This window comes from Burkholderia sp. RS01 (assembly GCF_039748055.1).
GTDB lineage: Bacteria > Actinomycetota > Actinomycetes > Actinomycetales > Micrococcaceae > Arthrobacter.
The window spans coordinates 96,644-116,320 of the sequence record NZ_JBDLAK010000002.1 but is presented as its reverse complement, the minus strand read 5'-3'; the positions used below and the strand labels follow the sequence as shown (position 1 = coordinate 116,320).

17 protein-coding genes and 2 tRNA genes are annotated in these 19,677 nt (G+C 67.7%); 8 read left to right on the top strand and 11 right to left on the bottom strand.

The genetic code is table 11. The features are described from left to right. Positions 1-57: 57 nt before the first annotated feature. The 4 genes from ABFP37_RS02485 to ABFP37_RS02470 form a co-directional block, all read right to left on the bottom strand. A tRNA-Met gene (locus ABFP37_RS02485) sits at positions 58-131 on the bottom strand. Between the two features lie 61 nt (positions 132-192). Then, positions 193-264, bottom strand: a tRNA-Thr gene (locus ABFP37_RS02480). A 223-nt stretch (positions 265-487) separates the two neighbouring features. Continuing rightward, positions 488-2,656, bottom strand: a complete 2,169-nt coding sequence (locus ABFP37_RS02475) for a DEAD/DEAH box helicase (protein WP_347032637.1) — start codon at positions 2,654-2,656, stop codon at positions 488-490. 533 nt (positions 2,657-3,189) lie between these two features. Continuing rightward, positions 3,190-3,843, bottom strand: a complete 654-nt coding sequence (locus ABFP37_RS02470) for an MOSC domain-containing protein (protein ID WP_078027295.1) — start codon at positions 3,841-3,843, stop codon at positions 3,190-3,192. Between the two features lie 178 nt (positions 3,844-4,021). Between ABFP37_RS02470 and ABFP37_RS02465 the strand changes: the two genes are divergently transcribed. The 5 genes from ABFP37_RS02465 (at position 4,022) to ABFP37_RS02445 (ending at position 9,279) form a co-directional block, all read left to right on the top strand. Next, positions 4,022-4,672 (top strand): Tat pathway signal protein, encoded by a 651-nt coding sequence (locus ABFP37_RS02465; RefSeq protein ID WP_078027296.1) that lies wholly within the window; start codon positions 4,022-4,024, stop codon positions 4,670-4,672. Beyond that, positions 4,673-5,884, top strand: coding sequence for a glutathionylspermidine synthase family protein (locus tag ABFP37_RS02460; protein WP_347032636.1), 1,212 nt, complete (start codon positions 4,673-4,675; stop codon positions 5,882-5,884). Beyond that, positions 5,881-7,410: an APC family permease gene (locus ABFP37_RS02455; protein WP_347032635.1), complete on the top strand. Its 1,530-nt coding sequence runs from the start codon at positions 5,881-5,883 to the stop codon at positions 7,408-7,410. Before ABFP37_RS02460 ends, ABFP37_RS02455 begins: the two co-directional genes overlap by 4 nt. Positions 7,411-7,419: 9 nt before the next feature. Continuing rightward, on the top strand, positions 7,420-8,640 hold the full coding sequence (locus ABFP37_RS02450; protein WP_078027299.1) for an acyl-CoA dehydrogenase family protein: 1,221 nt from the start codon (positions 7,420-7,422) through the stop codon (positions 8,638-8,640). 102 nt (positions 8,641-8,742) lie between these two features. After that, the gene (locus tag ABFP37_RS02445) at positions 8,743-9,279 is read left to right on the top strand and encodes an isoprenylcysteine carboxylmethyltransferase family protein (RefSeq protein WP_078027342.1); all 537 of its coding nucleotides are present in this window, start codon (positions 8,743-8,745) and stop codon (positions 9,277-9,279) included. A 34-nt stretch (positions 9,280-9,313) separates the two neighbouring features. Here ABFP37_RS02445 and ABFP37_RS02440 read toward each other — a convergent pair whose 3' ends face one another. The 6 genes from ABFP37_RS02440 to ABFP37_RS02415 form a co-directional block, all read right to left on the bottom strand. Continuing rightward, complete coding sequence (locus tag ABFP37_RS02440; protein WP_347032634.1) at positions 9,314-10,135, bottom strand: SDR family oxidoreductase; 822 nt, start codon at positions 10,133-10,135, stop codon at positions 9,314-9,316. Next, positions 10,132-11,535, bottom strand: coding sequence for a glycosyltransferase 87 family protein (locus ABFP37_RS02435; protein WP_078027301.1), 1,404 nt, complete (start codon positions 11,533-11,535; stop codon positions 10,132-10,134). The genes ABFP37_RS02440 and ABFP37_RS02435 overlap by 4 nt, the downstream gene beginning before the upstream one ends. A 178-nt stretch (positions 11,536-11,713) precedes the next feature. After that, complete coding sequence (locus ABFP37_RS02430; RefSeq protein ID WP_347032633.1) at positions 11,714-13,117, bottom strand: MFS transporter; 1,404 nt, start codon at positions 13,115-13,117, stop codon at positions 11,714-11,716. Then, positions 13,114-13,671: a helix-turn-helix domain-containing protein gene (locus tag ABFP37_RS02425; RefSeq protein ID WP_347032632.1), complete on the bottom strand. Its 558-nt coding sequence runs from the start codon at positions 13,669-13,671 to the stop codon at positions 13,114-13,116. Before ABFP37_RS02425 ends, ABFP37_RS02430 begins: the two co-directional genes overlap by 4 nt. 62 nt (positions 13,672-13,733) lie before the next feature. After that, a complete protein-coding gene (locus tag ABFP37_RS02420) occupies positions 13,734-14,897 on the bottom strand; it encodes a cystathionine gamma-synthase (RefSeq protein WP_078027303.1) in 1,164 nt (387 codons plus the stop codon). Between the two features lie 13 nt (positions 14,898-14,910). Then, complete coding sequence (locus ABFP37_RS02415) at positions 14,911-16,296, bottom strand: cystathionine beta-synthase (protein ID WP_078027304.1); 1,386 nt, start codon at positions 16,294-16,296, stop codon at positions 14,911-14,913. Positions 16,297-16,361: 65 nt separating this feature from the next. Between ABFP37_RS02415 and ABFP37_RS02410 the strand changes: the two genes are divergently transcribed. Further along, entirely contained in the window at positions 16,362-17,549 is a 1,188-nt protein-coding gene (locus ABFP37_RS02410; protein ID WP_347032631.1) for an SLC13 family permease, read from the top strand. A gap of 91 nt (positions 17,550-17,640) precedes the next feature. Continuing rightward, positions 17,641-18,072, top strand: a complete 432-nt coding sequence (locus ABFP37_RS02405; protein WP_078027305.1) for a VOC family protein — start codon at positions 17,641-17,643, stop codon at positions 18,070-18,072. A 1-nt stretch (position 18,073) separates the two neighbouring features. Here ABFP37_RS02405 and ABFP37_RS02400 read toward each other — a convergent pair whose 3' ends face one another. Continuing rightward, on the bottom strand, positions 18,074-18,499 hold the full coding sequence (locus ABFP37_RS02400) for a VOC family protein (protein ID WP_347032630.1): 426 nt from the start codon (positions 18,497-18,499) through the stop codon (positions 18,074-18,076). Between the two features lie 162 nt (positions 18,500-18,661). On the opposite strand from ABFP37_RS02400, the gene ABFP37_RS02395 reads away from it, so the two are divergent. Then, positions 18,662-19,654 (top strand): hypothetical protein, encoded by a 993-nt coding sequence (locus ABFP37_RS02395; protein ID WP_347032629.1) that lies wholly within the window; start codon positions 18,662-18,664, stop codon positions 19,652-19,654. Positions 19,655-19,677: the final 23 nt, after the last annotated feature.

Here is a 19,677-nt window from a genome sequence, read left to right as displayed (position 1 = left end):
GCGGAACTGAAGACAGAAAAGCCCCCGGAACCTTGCGGATTCCGGGGGCTTATTCTGTAGCGGTGGGGAGGCTCGATCTCCCGACCTCACGATTATGAGTCGTGCGCTCTAACCAACTGAGCTACACCGCCACGAATGAGAAAAACCTGTGTCAAGCCGGTCAAGACCGCCTTGACACAGGCCCTCATTCAGAGCCCCCCACCGGAATCGATCCGGTGACCTCGTTCTTACCAAGAACGCGCTCTACCACTGAGCTAGGGGGGCAACGAGTAAATACTCTACCGGAAGAGTTCCCACTCAACAAATCGGCGGGAGGGCGCCTCCGGAGCCGCCGAAACAGTTGCACAGGAAGGATTTTTGTGGCCTCGAAAATGCCCTTTTCGGCCCTTCGCGAGACCGGATTAAACAGGTATGGACCGGCTCGAAAGCCGGTCCATCCCTGTCAATTCAACACTGCTGCCAGGGAGCTACTCCCCCGGGCCGGTGGTTACCACTTGCCCTTGCGGTTAAAGCCGCCCTGTCCGCCTTCGTTGCCGTGGCGGGGCTTGCGTGAGCCGTCGCCGTGACCGCCGAAGCGGGAGTCGCTGGCCTGGCCGCGGGTGGCGCCGCTGTCAGCGCCAACGGTGCGCTCCGAACCGTCGCTGTACGAACGGCCGCCGCGGTCAGCGGAGGAACGCTCGCCGTCGCTCTTGCGGAATTCCTTCTTGAACCCGCCGTTGCCCTTGAAGTTGCCGCCACGGTCTCCGCCGCCGGAGTAACCGCCACGGTCGCCGCCGCGGTTGCCCTGGTAACCGCCGCGCTCGCCGCCGCCACCGGACGGCTTGCGGCCGTTGTCCAGCTCGAGGTGGATCAGCTCGCCGCCGATCCGGGTGCGGGACAGGGCCTTGAGCTGATCGGCGCTCAGGTCCGCCGGAAGCTCCACGAGGGAGTGGTCCGAGCGGATGTCGATGCCGCCGATCTGGGCCGAGGAGATGCCGCCTTCGTTGGCAATGGCGCCCACGATGGAGCCCGGCATGACGCGCTGGCGGCGTCCGACGGCGATCCGGTAGGTGGCGTTGCCCTCGGTCAGCGTGCGGGTCGGGCCGCGGGAGCCGAAGCCGTCCTTGGAGCGTTCGCGCTTCTGGAACTCGGGAGCTGCAGGCAGTTCCTTGACCAGGAGAGGCTGTCCGCCCTGTGCCATGACGGCCAGTGCAGCGGCGATCTCCGCAGCCGGAACGTTGTGCTCTTCCTCGTAGGACGCGATCAGGTCGCGGAACGCTGCTACATCTTCGGACTCGAGGGTCTCCGTGATGCGCTCGGCGAACTTGCCCAGGCGCAGCGTGTTGACGGTCTCGGCGGTGGGCAGGTGCATCTGCTCCACCGGCTGGCGGGTGGCCTTCTCGATGGAACGCAGCAGGTACTTTTCCCGCGGGGTCATGAAGAGAACGGCGTCGCCGCTGCGGCCTGCACGGCCGGTGCGGCCGATGCGGTGGACGTAGGACTCGGTGTCGTGCGGGATGTCGTAGTTGATCACGTGGCTGATGCGCTCAACGTCAAGGCCACGGGCCGCGACGTCGGTGGCCACCAGGATGTCGATGCGGCCTTCCTTAAGCGCCTCGACAGTCCGTTCGCGCTGCTGCTGCGGGATGTCACCGTTGATGGCGGCAGCCTGGAAGCCGCGGGACCTCAACTTGTCGGCCAGGTCCTCGGTGGCCATCTTGGTGCGCACGAAGGCGATGACGCCGTCGAACTCTTCGACCTCGAGGATGCGGGTCAGCGCGTCCAGCTTGTGCGGGCCCATCACCTGCAGGTAACGCTGGCGGGTGTTGGCGCCGGTGGTGGTCTTGGACTTCACCGAGATCTCGGCCGGGTTGTTCAGGTACTGCTTGGACATCCGGCGGATCTGGCTCGGCATAGTTGCGGAGAACAGTGCAACCTGGCGGTCCGAAGGCGTCTGCTGGAAGATCTGCTCCACGTCTTCGGCGAAGCCCATGCGGAGCATCTCGTCAGCCTCGTCCAGCACGAGGTACTGCAGCTCGGACAGGTCCAGGGAACCCTTGGCGATGTGGTCGATTACACGGCCGGGGGTACCGACAACAACCTGGGCACCGCGGCGGAGGCCGGAGAGCTGGGGGCCGTAGGCGGAGCCGCCGTAGACCGGGAGGACGGTGAAGTCGTCGATGTGCTTGGCGTAGGAGGTGAAGGCCTCGGCAACCTGGAGCGCAAGCTCGCGGGTCGGGGCGAGAACCAGGGCCTGCGTCTTGCGGGACGGGCCGTTGAGGTCGTGGAGCTCGGCCAGGCGGGACAGTGCCGGTACTGCGAATGCTGCAGTCTTACCGGTGCCTGTCTGGGCGAGGCCCACGACGTCGCGGCCTTCAAGCAGCAGCGGGATGGTTGCTGCCTGGATGGGGGAAGGCTTTTCGTAGCCGACGTCCTGCAGGGCGGCGAGGACGCGGCCGTCGATGCCGAGATCGGCGAACTTCACGCCTTCTTCTTCGGCTTCCTCAGCCTTGGCTGCGGGTGCGGCGGGCGCCTCTTCAGCCTGGGCTTCGGCGGGCTCTTCGGCCTTGGCAGGGGTGGGCTCTGCTGCGGGGGCAACGGCCTCAGTGAATTCGACGGTCGCGGTGTCGGCAGTCGCCGTTTCGGTCTCGATGGCGTCGTTGTGATTTTCGGGCATAGGGAAGTTTCCTCATCCATAGGGGGCCAGGCGGCACAACCCGAGGTGAGCGGAGCCGCAGTACTTGTGCCGTGGTTGCCGGGCATACATTGACCGGCCGGTCACGTAGAAGTCCGGCGCTTTCGCAATCCCGTGGCAGGACTTCCCGCTGCATCTCTTGGCTGCTATCCCAGCAGTCTGTACAGCGTTTTCTTTAGCCGGCTCTCCCTATGAAAATGCCCGCTTCACATTTGCGGACTCCAACACTTGCCAGTCCTGCCTCAAAAATTGGGCAGGAATAAGGGATTTCCGGAGTGGGGGATATTTCAAGTGTAGGGCATAGATCCGCGCCTGGGTAACCGGGGCGCCTCAGACGGCGGTGAGCTTGCACACACGGGCGGCGGCCAACCCGCGTTTTCGGCCGTGCTTCAGCGGATTCGCCGCAGATTTGCACCGTTTTCCGGCGCCGCTGGATCCGGCTTCCGCGCCAACCCAGGGTTCCCCGGCACCGGGGCTGCCGAAAGCGGTGCAGAAATGCCCAAAGCTGGGAGGGGTTAGCTTCCCACCCGGCGCAGCAGCTTCTCGAATTCGTCGTGGTACTCGGGCTGGAGGCGGATCTCGCCGTCCGCGTCGGCGTCCCGGAGGGCCTCCATGGCTTCGACGTCCGGCTGGCTGAACCACCGGCCGATTGTCACCCCGTGGCTGGGAACGAACAGCCGGTGGATGTGGTCGCCGGCCTGGATCGAGCCGGTCCGGATCACCCGGAGGTACGTGCCCACGCGGCCCGCCTCGGTGAAGCGCTTGACCCACTGGGCCTCCCCCATGCGCCGCTGGAATGCAGCACACGGCACGCGCGGCGAGGTGACCTCGACTTCGACATCCAGGCCGATCTTCCAGCGCTCACCGATCACCGCGCCGGTGGTCTCGATGCCGGCCACCCTCAGGTTTTCGCCGAAGATTCCGGGCGGCAGTTCGCGCTGCAGCTCGCCGATCCAGTAATCGGCGTCGGCCTGGGAATAGGCGTACAGCGCCTGGTCTTCGCCACCGTGGTGGATGCGGCTGGCCTGGATGTCGCCGTGCAGACCCAGCTTGTGCACCTTCACCGGTCCGTCCACCGGGCGCTTGTCAATGGCCGTGACGCCGACGCTCCCTTCATCAGGAAGGAGCTGGTGTACCCGGCAGACGGCAAGCAGAGTGGCGGTGTCCATGGCAACAGTCTAGGTTCTCGGCGTTCCCGGTGCCCTGACCTGCCGGGAAGGAGTCCTGCCAATGGGCCGTCCTGTCCGATTTTGTTCGCCGCCCGAGCATGCAGCTACTAGGCTTGCTGCAGGATTTCACTGGCCCGCGAGCGCAGGCGCTCAACAGCATGGAACAGCAGGGGGAACCATGGACCCGGAGAAGGACCCGCAGCAGGAACCCGGCGGGGGCCGCGGCGAGAACGCGTCCGGCGCCGGGCCTGCCAAGCCGCCGCCCTGGCAGGTACCCAAGCCGGAGCTCCACCCTGAGCTGCTGAACCAGGGCCAACAGGACGAGGGTCAACAAGGCAAGGGCCCGCAGGCCAACGGCAATCAAACCCAGGACCTCCCCCAGCCGAGTCCCATCATCGACCCCTTCGCCCGGGAGCGCGAGCGCGAACTGGCCTCCGCGGCGGCGAGGAAAAAGCGGTCGCAGCGCCGCACCGTCGTCGTCGGCTTAGGTGTGACAGCACTGCTTGCGGGCACCATCACCGCGATCGTGGCGAGCAACGAACAGGAAGCCGACTACGCGCAGGTCTGCTTCAACGACGAAACCGGCGAGCGGGTGGAGGACACCCAGTGCAACAGCACCGCCGGCCGCAGCGGCGGCCTCTACGCGTGGTATTTCTATTCCCGCGGCGCCAGCGTTCCGGCCGTGGGGCAGAACCGCTCGGCCTATCCGAGCTTCACCAAAACGGTGCCGCAGGGCGCCAAGACGTCCACGGGCTACAGCACCAAGGGCGGCACGGTCAGCAGGGGCGGCTTCGGCAGCAGCTCCAAGGGCGGAAGCACGGGTGGCTAGGTGAAGCGCTTACTGTCGGAGCCCCGGCCGGACTGGAAACAGAAAATCGAGGAGCAGGGACTGGTCTTCTCCACCACCGCCCTGCCCGGCGGCAAGAAGATCGAGTACTGGAACGAATCCGCCTACTACGAGTTCACCATGGACGAGGTGGAAGCCCTCGAACAGACCGCCGAGGAAATGCACGCGATGTGCCTCGAGGCGGCGAAGTTCCTGGCTACGGGCGCCATGGGGCCCGTCGGCATCGGACCGCAGGCCCTTGAGCTGGCGGCGGAATCCCTGCAGGCCGGCGACATGGACATCTACGGCCGCTTCGATTTCGTCTATAACGGCCAGGGCGGCGCGGCCAAGATGCTCGAATACAACGCGGACACCCCCACCGGGCTGATTGAGGCCGCGGTGGCCCAGTGGTTCTGGCTGCAGGACGTCTTCCCGGAGAAGGACCAGTGGAACGGCATCCACGAGGCACTGATCCGCCAGTGGAAGAAGCTGCAGTACCGCACCGGCATGAGCACCCTGCACATTGCGCACTCCGAAGCCGAGGAATCCGGGGAAGACTGGATGACGGCGGCCTACATGCGGGACGTGGCCAGCCAGGCCGGCTGGACCACCATCGGCATCAACATGTCCGACATCGGCTGGGACCCCAACCTCAACCGCTTCGTGGACCTGGACAATTTCATGATCAGCACCATCTTCAAGCTGTACCCGTGGGAGCTGATGATGAAGGAGCCGTTCGGCCACCGCCTGCTCCAGCGCGCCCACAATCCGCGCTGGGTGGAACCGGCCTGGAAGATGCTCCTCTCCAACAAGGCCCTGCTGGCCGCCCTGTGGCACTTGTATCCGGACCACCCGAACCTACTGCCTGCCTATCTCAATGAGCCCGGCCCGCTGAAGGAGTGGGTGGCCAAGCCGCTGCACGGCCGCGAGGGGGACAACATCAGGATCCACGCGGAGGGCATCAGCATGGAACAGCCGGGCGGGTACGGCCGCGAGGGCTGGTGCTACCAGCAGTTCCACTCCCTCCCGGACTTCGACGGCAACCATCCGGTCCTCGGCCTGTGGGTGGTGGACGGCGAGTCGGTGGGCTGCGGCATCCGCGAATCCGACGGCCCCATCACCGATTACTTCTGCCGCTTCGTCCCCAACACCATTGACGCGCCGGCACCCCTGAGTATCCAGGCCCACTCCAGCAAGGCAGGTATCGCCCTATGAGCACCGGAACCACGACGGCGGGAGGCGGCACCGGGGGCCGGTCCCGCGACCCCGTGCCCTCCAAGGGACTGCACGCCGGGATCCTGGACCTGGGTGACTCCGTCATGCTGGGACTGGCCTCTACCGCTCCGGTCTATTCCCTGGCCGCGACGCTGGGGCTGATCGTGGCCGTGAACGGGAACTACACACCCCTGATCCTGCTCTTGGGCTTCGTTCCGGTGCTGTTCATCGCATACGCCTTCCGCGAGCTCAACAGCGCCATGCCGGACTGCGGCACCACCTTCATCTGGGCCCGGCGCACGTTCGGCCCCTGGGCGGGCTGGCTGGGCGGCTGGGGCGTGGCGCTGGCCGGCATCGTGGTCCTGGCCAACCTCGCCCAGGTGGCCGGGCAATACCTGTGGCTGCTCATCGGCGACGGCTCGATCGCCGAGAACAAGCTCGTGGTGACGGCCACGGGCGTGGTGTTCATCCTCTTCATGACCCTGGTCAACTACCGCGGGATCCGGCTGGGCGAACATGTCCAGCGCGTCCTGACCTACGTCCAGTACATCTCGCTGGGCATCTTCGCCGTGGCCATCATTTTCAGGATCACCGGCGGGACCCCGGAGGGCCAGGCCTTCGACATCGAGTGGTTCAACCCCGCCGGCGCCTTTGCCGATCCCGGCGCGGTGGTGCACGGCGCCCTCCTGGCACTGTTCATCTACTGGGGCTGGGACACCTGCCTGGCCGTGAATGAGGAAACCGAGAACCCGTCCACCACCCCGGGCCGCGGCGCCGTGATCTCTGCCTTCGTCCTCGTGGCCATCTACGTTTCCGTGGCCCTCCTGGTGATGATGTACGCCACGGTGGGCACGGAGGGAATCGGGCTGGGCAACAGCGAGAACCAGGCCGACGTCTTCCTGGCCATGAAGGACGTGGTCCTGGGACCGTGGGGGTGGCTGATCGTCGTCGCGGTCCTGGCCTCCGTGCTCTCCTCCACGCAGACCACCATCCTGCCCACTGCGCGCGGCACGCTGTCCATGGGCGTCCACGGCGCCCTGCCGCCGAAGTTCGCCGAAGTCCACGAGCGCAACCAGACGCCCGGTTTTTCCACGCAGGTAATGGGCGGCGCAGCGATCGCTTACTACGTGGCCATGAGCTTCCTGAGCGAGAACCTGCTGTCCGATTCGATCAGCTCCATCAGCCTCTTCATCGCGTTCTACTACGCCCTTACCGGCTACGCGTGCGTCTGGTACTTCCGTGGCACCCTTCGCGGGTCCGCCCGCAATCTGTGGTTCCGCGGCGTCCTGCCGCTGCTCGGGGCCCTGATCCTGACCGCGGCCTTCTTTGTCTCCGCGGCACAGATGTGGGATCCGGCGTACGGGGACACGCAGATCTTCGGCGTCGGCGGGGCCTTTGTCAGCGGCGTGGTGCTCCTGGCGCTGGGCGCGGTGCTGGCCGTGGTGTGCCGGTTCCTGCCGTCCACGCGGGACTACTTCCTGGGCACGCAGCAGGTCTACCCCCGTCCCGCAGATACTGCGCCGTAGGATGCTGCCATGAGCAACGACGACCTTGACCCCGCCGCAGCCACGGCCGAGTTCGGGCTCCCCGACCCCTCCGACGTCCTGGACCTCGATTCACTGCTGACTCCCGATGAGCTGTTCCTCCGGCAGCGGATCCGCGACTTCACCGACCAGCAGATCCGCCCGGAGATCGCCGAGTGGTACGACCAAGGCATTTTTCCGCGGCATCTGCCGGCGCAGCTTGGCGAGCTCGGCGTGCTGGGCATGCACCTGGAGGGCTACGGCTGCCCGGGGCGATCCGCCGTCGAGTACGGCCTGGCAGCCATGGAGCTGGAGGCCGGCGATTCCGGCATCCGCACGTTCGTCTCCGTTCAGGGATCGCTGGCCATGACCGCGATCCACAGATGGGGTTCGGAGGACCAGAAGGAGGAGTGGCTCCCCCGCATGGCGGCGGGTGAGGTGATCGGCTGCTTCGCGCTCACGGAGCCGACGGCCGGTTCGGACCCGTCGTCGATGGCCACCTTCGCCCGTCAGGACGGCACCGGCGCCGACGCCGGCTGGATCCTGGACGGCTCCAAGCGCTGGATCGGACTCGCCTCCATTGCCGACGTCATGGTGGTCTGGGCCAGGACCGACGACGGCATCCGCGGCTTCCTCGTGCCGGCCGGCACCGCCGGCGTCAGCGCCGCGCCCATCGGTCAGAAACTGTCGATGCGCGCCTCCGTTCAGTGCGACGTGACGTTCGACGGCGTGCTGCTGGGACCGGAGGCGCTGCTGCCGGGCGCGCGCGGACTCAGCGGGCCGTTCTCCTGCCTCAACGAGGCCCGGTACGGCATCGCCTGGGGAGCCATGGGCGCGGCCCGCGACTCCTACGAGGCGGCCCTGAACTACGCGGCGGAGCGGCAGCAGTTCGGCCGGTCGCTGGCGGGCTACCAGCTCACGCAGGAGAAGCTGGTGAACATGCTGCTGGAAATCCAGAAGGGCACTATGCTGGCGATGCACCTGGGCCGGCTCAAGGATGCCGGCAGGTTGCGGCCCGAACAGATTTCATTGGCCAAGCTGAACAACGTCCGTGAAGCCATCAAGGTGGCCCGCGAAGCCCGGACCATCCTGGGCGGAAACGGCATCACCCTGGACTTTTCGCCGCTGCGGCACGCCGCGAACCTGGAGTCGGTGCGCACCTACGAGGGGACGGACGAGGTCCATACGCTGATCCTCGGCCAGCACATCACGGGATTGCCCGCCTTCAGGTAGCGTTCCGGCCGGGTGCCCTTGCCCCCGCCTGGTTCCGGCAAGCTCAACCAGCGGAGGATCCGCCCCTTGTCCCCGCCACCGCCGCGGTCCAGAATGGCCAGCATGGCAGCTTCCGGGGATACGAAAAGTGAGAGGCGGCGGGCGGCGGTCGGCACGGCAGTGTTCGCCCTCGCACCGGCGACGGCCGCGGGCCTGGTTCCGTGGCTGCTGACACGCTGGCGAGTGCAGCGGCCGGTGCCCGGCGGGGCACCCGCCCAGCTCGTCGGGGCCCTAATGCTGGGGGCAGGCGCGTCCGTGATCGCCAATTCCTTCGTCCATTTCGCCGTGGAAGGCGTCGGCACCCCGGCGCCGTTTGCGCCGCCCAAGCATCTGGTGGTGGGAGGCCTGTACAGGTACGTGCGGAACCCGATGTACGTGGCGATCGCCGCCGCCGTCACCGGGCAGGGCCTGCTGCTCGGACAGCCCAAGCTGTTCGCGGCCGCCGCCCTGGGTGCTGGCCCAGTCGCGGCCTTCGTGAAGTTCTATGAGGAGCCCACGCTCGCCAAGAAGTTCGGTGCTGAGTACCAGGTGTACCGCGAAAATGTCCCCCGCTGGGTTCCGCGGCGCACGCCCTGGCGGCCCGTTTCCGGACGGGTGTAGGCTCCGCGCCGCTGCAGGACGGGCGGCAAGGCGCTCAGGCCGAGAAGCCGCCGTCGGCCCTGATCAGCTGGCCCGAGACCCAGCGGCCCGCCGGGGACAGCAGGAAGGCCACCATCCCGGCAACGTCGGCAGGTGTCCCCAGCCGGCCTCCGGGCTGGCGCCGGGTCAGCTCCTCGCGGACCTGCCGTGTCATCCAGCCGGTGTCCACCGGCCCGGGGTTCAGCACGTTGGCGGAAATCCCCATGGGGCCAAGCTCCCTGGCGGCGGCAATCACGATCCGGTCCAGCGCACCCTTGGAGGCGCCGTACGGAAGGTTGAACGCCGTGTGGTCGCTGGTCAGCGCGACCATCGCGCCGCCGTCGTCCGCTGCCTGCCGCGCGAAGGCGGCGATCAGCTGCCAGCTAGCCCGGGTGTTGACGGCGAAGTGGCGCTCAAAGCTTTCGAGCGTGGTGTCCAGGATTCCCGAGTCGACGGACTCCGCGTGGCTGAGCACCATGCCTTGGATGATGCCCGCCTGTTCGGCGACGTTCGCCATCAGCCAGTCCACGGCCTCCGGATCCTGGAAGTCCGCGGGCAGGGAAATCACCTTGGCGCCGATGGCCTCCAGCTCCGAGGTGAGCCGTTCGACGTCGTCCGGCTGGATTCCCCAAGGCATGCGGGCATCGAATCCCTGCCAGTACGTCAGGACCAGGTCCCAGCCGTCCGCCGCGAGCTGACGCGCGATGCCGGCACCGATACCGGCCAGGCGGCCGACGCCGGTCACCAGGGCGGTCTTGCGCTGGGGCTCGATCGGCGGGGCCTGCAAATGTTCGGCCTCCAGAGGCTCGGGTTCAGTCGGCTCGGGCGTCAGGCTCATGCCGGCAGCTCCGTCAGCGAGCCGCGCCGCAGCACCACGAGCCAGCAGGCCAGGATCGCCAGCGCACAGAACACGCCGGTGCTGGAGGCCATGATCCACAGCCCGGGCGTCTGGACGTTGAGGTTTTCGGCCCCGAACAGAGTGCCGATGACCTTGGGAGAGAAGAGGAACACCATGACGGATGCGCCCAGGATCCCTCCCATGAGCCAGCGCGTCATGCGGTGGCTGTGTGGCGTCTCGCGGAGGGTCCATGCGAAGGCCGGAAGCACGCCGGCCATCCAGACCCAGTGGTGGGACCACGAGACGGGGCAGATCAGGAGCATCGTGAGCGCGGTGGCGGAAATGGCCAGCACCCTGGCGCCCTGGTCGCTGGCAGCCTTGATGACGGCTGCTCCCAGGGCCACCACCAGCAGACTCAGTGCCAGCCAGGGCACGGTGACCCCTGCCTCGGGAACGCCGAAATGGAGCAGCGCACCCTTGATGGACAGGTTGTCCACGTAGCCGGCGCCGCCTAGCCGGGAGGTGTCGGGCAGCATCTGGAGCCAGAACTGCAGGGACTCGGCAGGGCGGATGAGCCAGCCCAGCAGCACCGTGGACGCGAAGCCGGCGGCCATGTTCAGCAGTCCGCGCCAGTCCTTGCGCATCAGGAAGTACAGGCCGAAGGCCAAAGGTGTCAGCTTGATCCCGGCCGCGACGCCCACCAGAAAGCCGCTGCCTGGAAGCCCGCGGCGCCACTTCGGGTTGCCGGCCAGCAGGTCCGCCGCCACCAGCCCCAGGAGCAGGATGTTGATCTGGCCGAACACCAGCGTCTCCCGCCACGGGCCGAGATTCATGATGGCCAGAAGCAGCACCACGGCGCCTACCCGGTTCCGCAGGGAGCGCCTGGCGGACGGACCAAACGTCCCGCGCCAGCCGGAATTCCCGTTCCAGAACCGGACTCCCAAAGCGGCGACCCAAGCCGAAACCGCCACTCCCCCGACGTTGAAGAGCAACAGGGCTGACGCCTGGGGCAGCAAGGCGAGGAGGCTGAATACAAGGGCAGCGAACGGCGGGTACGTGAAGGCAAGCTCCGGGCCACCTGCCCATTGCAGGGTCGGACTGTAAAGCCCCGACGGCGCCAGGCCGGCCTCGTTCAGGATCTTGCCGGCGAGCCAGTAAACGCTGAAGTCCAGGCCTTCCTTGCCCCACGCGCCAAGCCGCGAGGCGATGAAAATGGCAGCCGCGGCGACGACCAGCAGGGTGACGATTTCGGCGGCAACTGCCGTCGCCCATGGCCTTCGAAGGAGCCCCGCGGAGCCTGCCCCGGACCCTTCGTGCGGGCCGGCGGCCGTGGCATCTTGCGTTAGGGCCGTATCTTCTGTTTGGGCCTTGTTTTTTGTTTGGGCGTCAAGCAGAGCCATTCACTGTCCCCCAGATGCGTGAACCTGTGTGGTTTAGCCTCCGGGACGCACGTCGCGTCATGCCGCAGGACCAGCACCCGCAAGGGCGCTGCGGCAAGTCTACCGAAGCGCCCCGATCCATCCGCTCAACGACGCACGCGGATGCGGACGCGGCCGAACCTCACGCCGCGGCCGTACGTCACGCCGCACCGGCTGCCACCGGCGCGGACCGGCGCTTCCCGGCGTCCTTGCGGATGGTGGCGCTGATGATGGCTGCGATGGTGCACATCGCGGCCGCGCCGAACCAGGCGTAAGTGTACTGGCCGGTGGCGTCGCGGATGGCTCCGGCAGCAAGCGCGGCCGCGGCTGCGCCAAGCTGATGGGCGGCAAATACCCAGCCGAACACCACGCTGCCGTCGGCACCGAACACCTGGCGGCAGATGGCGGCCGTGGGCGGCACGGTGGCCACCCAGTCGAGGCCGTAAATCACCACAAACACGATCATGCTGGGCTGGACGGTGGCGCTCAGCAGCAGCGGCAGCACCAGCAGCCCGATCCCGCGGAACTGGTAGTACACGGCCAGCAGGATCCGCGGGTTGAAGCGGTCCGTCAGCCAGCCGGAGGCGATGGTGCCCAGGATGTCGAAGATCCCGACGACGGCCAGCAGTCCCGCCGCGGTGGTCTCCGGCATGCCGTGATCGTGCGCGGACGGGATGAAGTGCGTGCCGATCAGTCCGTTGGTGGTGGCGCCGCAGATCGCGAAGCCGGCCGCGAGCGCCCAGAACGTGCGAATCCTGCTGGCGCGCCTGAGGACCTGCAGCGCACGGACGGCGGCGTTGCGGCTCGGTTCGGCGGCACCCGCGGCGGCCGGCGCAGCGTGGGAAGCAGCAGCGGCGGCTGGCTCAGGTTCTCCGCCGGCAACCGGCGCCTCCGCGCCGTAAGGCAACGCCCCGACGTCGGCCGGCGAGTTCTTCAGGAACTTCAGCACCAGCGGAACCACTGCCAGGGCGCCGGCGGCGATCAGCAGGGATGCCTGCCGCCAGCCCGGATCCTGGGCCAGCATCGCGATGAACGGCAGGAAGACCAGCTGGCCCGCGGCACTCCCGGCCGTCAGGATGCCGATCACCAGGCCGCGGCTCTTCGAAAACCAGGTGTTGGCGATGGTCGCCGCGAAGACCAGCGCCATGGAGCCGGTGCCCAGCCCGATCAGCAGGCCCCAGGTGAGGAGGATCTGCCAGGACTGGTTGACCAGCACCGTCAGGGCGCTGCCGGCCCCGATCAGCACGAGCGCGACGGCAGTGACGGCGCGGATGCCGAACCGTTCCATAAGAGCCGCAGCGAACGGTGCCGTCAGGCCGAACAGCACCAGGTTGATGCTGACGGCGCCGGACAGGACTGTGGTGGACCAGCCAAATTCCTGCTGGAGCGGCACCATAAGCACGCCGGGCGCGGCACGGAAGCCCGCCGCACCCACGAGCGCCAGGAACGCCACCGCGGCCACCATCCATGCGGGATGCAGGCGGCGCTTCCGGGACGGGCCCGGAGGGATCGCTGCCTCTTGGTCTTCGTCGTTGCGGGCGGCGGTCGCCTCGGGGCTGCTCATGCGGCTGTTCCTTTGTGTCCGGGTGAGTCCATAAGGTGGGTGTCTGCTTGCGCGCGTTCGGGGCGTTCGCGGGCGGTTGCCAGCGGCACCGGGTCCTCGGTGCGGGTCAGGCTGTGCCAGCTGGTGTTCTCCGCCGTGAGCCGCTCACCGCACTCCGTGCAGGTGTCCGCGGAACCGGTCCGCTGCCCGCAGGACGAATGGATGACGTACATGTGGGCGCGGCCGGATGGCGCCGGGAGGTGCTTTTCGGACCAGATCACGACGGCGTTCAGCACCGGCAGGGCGTCCTCGCCCTTGGCGGTGAGCACGTACTCCTGGCGGGTGCGGCCGCCGTCGTCATACGGTTCCTTGGCCAGCAGTCCGGACTCCACGAGCGCGGCGAGCCGGCGGGTGAGGACCGAGTCCGCCACCTGGAGGCGCGTCTTCATGGCGTCGAAGCGGCCGTTGCCGAAGAACACCTCGCGCAGCACCAGCATGCCCCACGGGTCGCCGAAGATATCGAGGCCGCGGGCCATGCTGCAGTTGCGCTGGGACCAGTCAGAACGGAGTGCCATACACCGAGGCTAGCTGACTTTCTTGAAGAAAGCCAGAGGGGATGCGCTGGAGCGGTCCGCCGTTACTTGATGAACGTGAAGGCGTGCTCGAGGTCCGCGATGAGGTCCTCAACGTCTTCGATGCCGCACGAAAGCCGGATGAGGTTCACGGGGACGGCCAGCTCGGTGCCCTTCACGGAAGCGTGCGTCATCTCCGACGGGTAGTTCATGAGGGACTCGATGCCGCCAAGCGACTCGGCCAGGGTGAAGACGGAGGTATTTTCCGCGACGGTGCGCGCCGCAGCCTCGCCGCCCTTGAACTGCACCGAAATCATGCCGCCGAATTTCTTCATCTGCTTCTTGGCAAGGTCGTGGCCGGGGTGCGAGGGCAGTCCCGGGTACAGCACGGCCTCCACCTCGGGGCGTTCCAGCAGCCATTCGGCCACGGCCTGGGCGTTGTCGCTGTGGCGGTCCATGCGCACGCCCAGCGTCTTGAGGCCGCGGGTGGTGAGGAAGGCATCCATCGGCCCGGACACGGCGCCAACGGCGAACTGCACGAAGCCGATCTTCTCCGCGAGTTCGGCGTCCTTGACCACAATCGCGCCGCCCACCACATCGGAGTGGCCGCCGATGTACTTGGTGGTGGAGTGGACCACGACGTCGGCACCCAGGGCCAGCGGGGTCTGCAGGTAGGGCGACGCGAAGGTGTTGTCCACGATCAGGAGGGCGCCGGCGTCGTGCGCCACCTTGGCGAGAGCCTCAATGTCGGTGATCTTCATCATGGGGTTGGAAGGGGTCTCCACCCACACGAAACGGGTCTTGTTCGCGGCCACCGCCGCGGCGACGGACGCGAGATCGGACATGTCCACGGGGGTGTTGCCGATGCCCCAGTCCCCCAGCACACGGTTGATCAGGCGGTAGGTGCCGCCGTAGGCGTCGTTGCCGAGGACGATGTGGTCCCCCGGCCGGGTGAGGGCACGGATCAGCGAATCCTCGGCCGCCAGGCCGGAGCTGAACGAATAGGCGTGAGTGCCGCCCTCCAGTGCGGCGAGCTGCTCCTGCAGGGCGTCGCGGGTGGGGTTGCCGCCACGGCCGTACTCGTAGCCGTCGCGGAGGCCGCCGATGCCGTCCTGGGCGTACGTGGAGCTGAAGTGGAGCGGCGGCACCACGGCGCCGGTGCGGGGCTCGAAGGCCTGTCCGGCGTGGACGGCGCGGGTGTTGAAACCTTGGTTTTCAGAGACTGACATGGGGCTCCTTGGACTAGTTGCTGAGGTACGCGAGGAGGTCGTGGCGGGTCAGGATGCCGATGGGGGCGCCGACAAACGTCACCATCACGGTGTCGACGTCGGACAGCAGCTCACGGGCCGCCGAGATAGTTTCCAGCGAGCCGATCACCGGCAGCCGCTCACCCATGTGCTCGGCGATCTTGTCCGTCAGCTTCGCCTCGCCGCGGAACAGTTTGGCCGTCAGGGTGCGCTCATCGACGGCGCCCAGGACCTCGCCCATCACCACGGGCGGCTCCTGGGACAGCACAGGGATGTGGCTGACGCCGTACTCGTTCATGATGTTGATGACGTCGCGGACGGTCTCGTTGGGGTGGATGTGGACCAGGTCCGGCAGTTCGCCGGTCTTGGACTTGATGACCTCGCCCACGGACGCTTCCTCGCCGCCGGAAAGGAAGCCGTAGGAGCGCATCCACTGGTCGTTGAAGATCTTGGCGAGGTACCCGCGGCCGGAGTCCGGCAGGATCACCACCACCACCGCGTCCTCGGGAAGGTCCTGCGCGGTCCGCAGGGCGGCAACGACTGCCATGCCGGAGGATCCGCCCACCAGCAGGCCCTCCTCGCGGGCCAGCCGCCGGGTCATGGCGAAGGAATCGGCGTCGCTGACGGCGATGACCTGGTCCGGAACGGATTTGTCGTAGTTGGCGGGCCACATGTCCTCGCCCACGCCTTCGACGAAGTACGGGCGCCCGGTGCCGCCCGAGTACACAGAGCCTTCGGGGTCCGCCCCGATGATCCTGACCCGGCCGCCGTCGGACTCCGCACGGTTCGCGGAGACTTCCTTGAGGTAGCGGCCGGTGCCGGTGATGGTCCCGCCGGTGCCGGCTCCGATGACGCAGTGCGTGACCTTGCCGTCGGTGTCCCGCCAGATCTCGGGTCCGGTGGTTTCGTAGTGGCTGAGCGGCGCAGCGGGGTTGGAGAACTGGTCCGGCTTGTAGGCACCGGGGATCTCGGTGACCAGGCGGTCCGAGACGCCGTAGTAGCTCTGCGGGCTGTCAGGGGCGACGGCGGTGGGGGTCACCACCACTTCGGCGCCGTAGGCCTGGAGCACCGCGCGCTTGTCCTCGCCCACCTTGTCCGGCACGACGAAGATGCACTTGTAGCCTTTTTGCTGGGCCACGAGGGCCAGGCCGACGCCGGTGTTCCCCGAGGTGGGCTCGATGATGGTGCCGCCGGGCTTGAGCTTGCCGTCGCGCTCGGCTTCCTCGATCATCCTGGCCGCGATGCGGTCCTTGATGGAACCGCCGGGGTTCACGTATTCCAGCTTCACGAGGACAGTGGCTTTGAGGCCGTCGGTGACGTGGTTGAGCTTGATCAGCGGGGTGTTGCCGATAAGGTCCAGGACGGACTGGGCGTACTTCATGGGTACAACTTACCGTCTTGACCGCATGCGGTCCTCCTGGCACCTTTCGGTGCGAAGATTATGCGGTGAAGCCCCCGCACCTGCCGAAGAACCTGCGGAGTTACCTATTGCCCGGCTTCATGCTGGCTGCAGGCGCCGGAGCGCTCGCCGCCGGGTTCCTGCCGTGGGATTCGTTCCAGCAGATGGCCGGACGCACCGTTCCCGTTCTCGCCTTTGTGCTGGCGATGACGGTGGTCACCGAACTGGTGGACGACGCCGGGCTGTTCCGGGTGGTGACAGACCGCATCGCCGCGCTGGGCCGGGGCAGCGTCTTCCTGCTGTGGTTGCTGGTGCTTGCCCTGTCCGCCGTCGCCACCGCGTTCCTGTCGCTGGATACCACCGCCGTGCTGGTGACCCCGGTGGTGGTGCTCCTGGCGGTCCATGCCAGGATCCCTCCGCTGCCGTTCGCCTTGAGCACGGTGTGGCTGGCCAACACGGCGTCGCTGCTCCTACCCGTCTCCAACCTCACCAACCTGCTCGCGCAGGGGAGGCTTTCACTGACTCCGCTGGGTTTTGCCGGGCTGATGTGGGCACCTTCGCTGGTGGGCGTCCTGGTGCCCGCCCTGCTGCTGTGGCTGGCGTTCCGCAAGGACCTTCGCGGGCGCTACGGCCCGCAGCCGGCGCACTGGGTGCGGGACCGGACACTGCTGCGGGCCGCCGGCGGAACACTGCTCGTGCTGCTCCCGGCGCTTGTTTCCGGCGTCCCGGTGGCGATTCCCGCCTTGGCCGCGGCAGCGTTCCTCCTGGTGCTGTTCCTGTGGCGCCGCCCTTCCGCGCTGCGCTGGTCCATGCTGCCGTGGCGCCCGCTCATGCTGACTGCAGGGCTGTTCATGGTGGTCGAGGCCCTGCACTCGCACGGCCTCACGCAGGCGCTGGCCCCGGCGGCCGGATCGGGCGAGGCCTTCCCGGAGCTGCTGCGGCTGGCCGCGCTGGGAGCCGGTTCCGCCAACGTCGCCAACAATCTTCCCGCGTACCTGGCCCTGGAGCCTGTGGCCGGGTCCCCGCTGCGGCTGGCAGCCCTGCTTATCGGAGTCAACCTCGGGCCGCTCGTGTCGCCGTGGGCTTCGCTGGCCACACTGCTGTGGCACGAGCGGCTCCAGACCCTCAACCTGCGGGTCCGGTGGGGCGGCTTCGCCCTGGCCGGCGTCGTCGTGGTCCTGCTGGCGCTGCCGCTGGCAGTGCTTGCGCTCTGGCTGTGCAACGGGATGCCCTGAATTCTTGGCCCGGGCACTCTAGCCAAGGGCGGCGCCGACACGGCAAGCTGACAACGCATCCTCCATCAGCTTCGACGAAAGGAACCCTGCCATGGACTGGACCCTCGAAGTGGTGCTGCTCCCGGTGAGCGACATCGGCCGCGCCGTGGAGTTCTACCGCGACAAGGTGGGCTTCAACCTTGACCACGACACAAAAAACGAACACATGCATGTGGTCCAGCTGACGCCGCCCGGCTCTGGCTGCTCGATCGTCATCGGCGATCTCCCGTCGCAGAACGAGATGGCGCCCGGGTCCATGCGCGGACTTCAGCTGGTGGTTTCGGACGCCCGGGCCGCGCGCGACGAACTGCTCGGCCGGGGAGTGGAGGCCAGCGAGATAACCGTCTTTGACGAGCGCGACGGCGGCACGTTCTTCGGGTTCAGCGACCCGGACGGCAACACCTGGGCCGTGCAGGAACTGAAGGTCCGTGCCCAGAAGCCGCTGATCCCGGTGGCGGCCCGCGGGCGCTTCGGCGAGGAGTAGCTCAGCCCGTTGCGCCCTCCGCGGCTCCGGTTTCTCCGGTTTCTCCGGTTTCTCCGGCCGGAAGGTTCTCCCAGAGTCCCATGACGTTGCCTTCGGTGTCCTTGAAGTAGGCGTAGAAACCCATGCCCGGGATGGCATCCTTCGGCTTCACCGTGGAACCGCCGAGCTGCTCGACCGCCCGCAGGGTGGCGTCGATGTCCTCGACGTCTACCGTGATGACCGGAGTGGTCAGGTCGCCTTCCCTGGCCATCATGCCGCCGTTGATGGCTCCGGGCACGGTGGGCCGGCCGGTCTTTTCGTCCATCGGGGTGGTGATGACCACGTTGTAGTCCATTTCCGGCATGGGATCGATCCGCCAGCCGAGGGCCTGGCTGTAGAAGTTTCTCGCCCGGTCCTGATCGTCCGCGGGGATTTCGAAATGCACCACTCCACCCATTGCACTCACCTGACAGTTCGAAGGGACGGCGCGGCGGCCCCGCGCCACACCTGGGATTGTAGTCCTCCGCACCGCACTGGTTAAGGGCTGACCGGAAGCACTCCGGCATGCGCTGCGGACGGTTTTGTCAGCCCGGCGTGGGACGATGTTTTCATGACCATTGCTGACGCCCCTGCCCGGCTTGCCGCCGCGGCGGACGCGTCCCTGCGGTGGCATCCGGGCGGACCGTACAACCTGCACCAGACGCTTGGCATCCTCATGAGGGGCCACGGCGATCCCTCGTTTTCCGCACGTCCGGACGGGCTGTGGATGGCATACACGACGCCGGAGGGGCCGGTAGCGCTGCGCCTCACCGACGCCGGCGGCGGGCCCGCAACCGGCACGGAAGCGCACGTCGATGCGCAGGCGTGGGGTCCCGGTTCCGCCGCCGCCCTGGCCTGCGTGCCCCGCCTGCTGGGAGCCGACGACGACTGGTCGGGCTTTGACGAGCCGGGCTTCTCCGCGACGCTCCCCCGCATGGTCCGTGAGGCGCGACGCCGGAACCTCGCCGTCCGCCTGCCCTCCACCGGGCGCATGGTGGACTCGCTCGTGCCCACTATCCTCGAACAGAAGGTCACCGTCATTGAGGCCCGGCGCGGCTACCGCTATCTCATGAACCGCCACGGCACGCCGGCCCCGGGGGCCGGCACCGTTGCACCGGCCGGGCTGCTGGTCCAGCCCACTCCCGGGCAGTGGCTGCGCATCCCGTCCTGGGAATGGCACCGGGCCGGAGTGGGCCCCCAGCGTTCGGCGACGGTCATGCGGGCCCTGCGTTCCGCCGTCGCGCTTGAACGGCTGGCCACGCTGCCGGCGGCGGAGGCTGCCAGGAAGATGCAGACCATTCCCGGAATCGGCGAGTGGACGGCCGCCGAGGTGGTGCAGCGGACGCACGGCTGTCCGGACTCGATCGCCGTGGGCGATTATCATCTGGCGGCCGACGTCGGCGCCGCGCTGACCGGCCGGCGGACGGACGACGCCGGCATGCTTAGGTTGCTGGCGCCGTGGCAGGGGCACCGGCAACGCGTGGTCCGGATGATCGGGCTCAGCGGTTTCCGGAAGCAAACCTTCGGGCCGCGGATGACCATCCAGGACCACCGCCGGCACTGACTCCGTTTTCCCTAACGCAACGC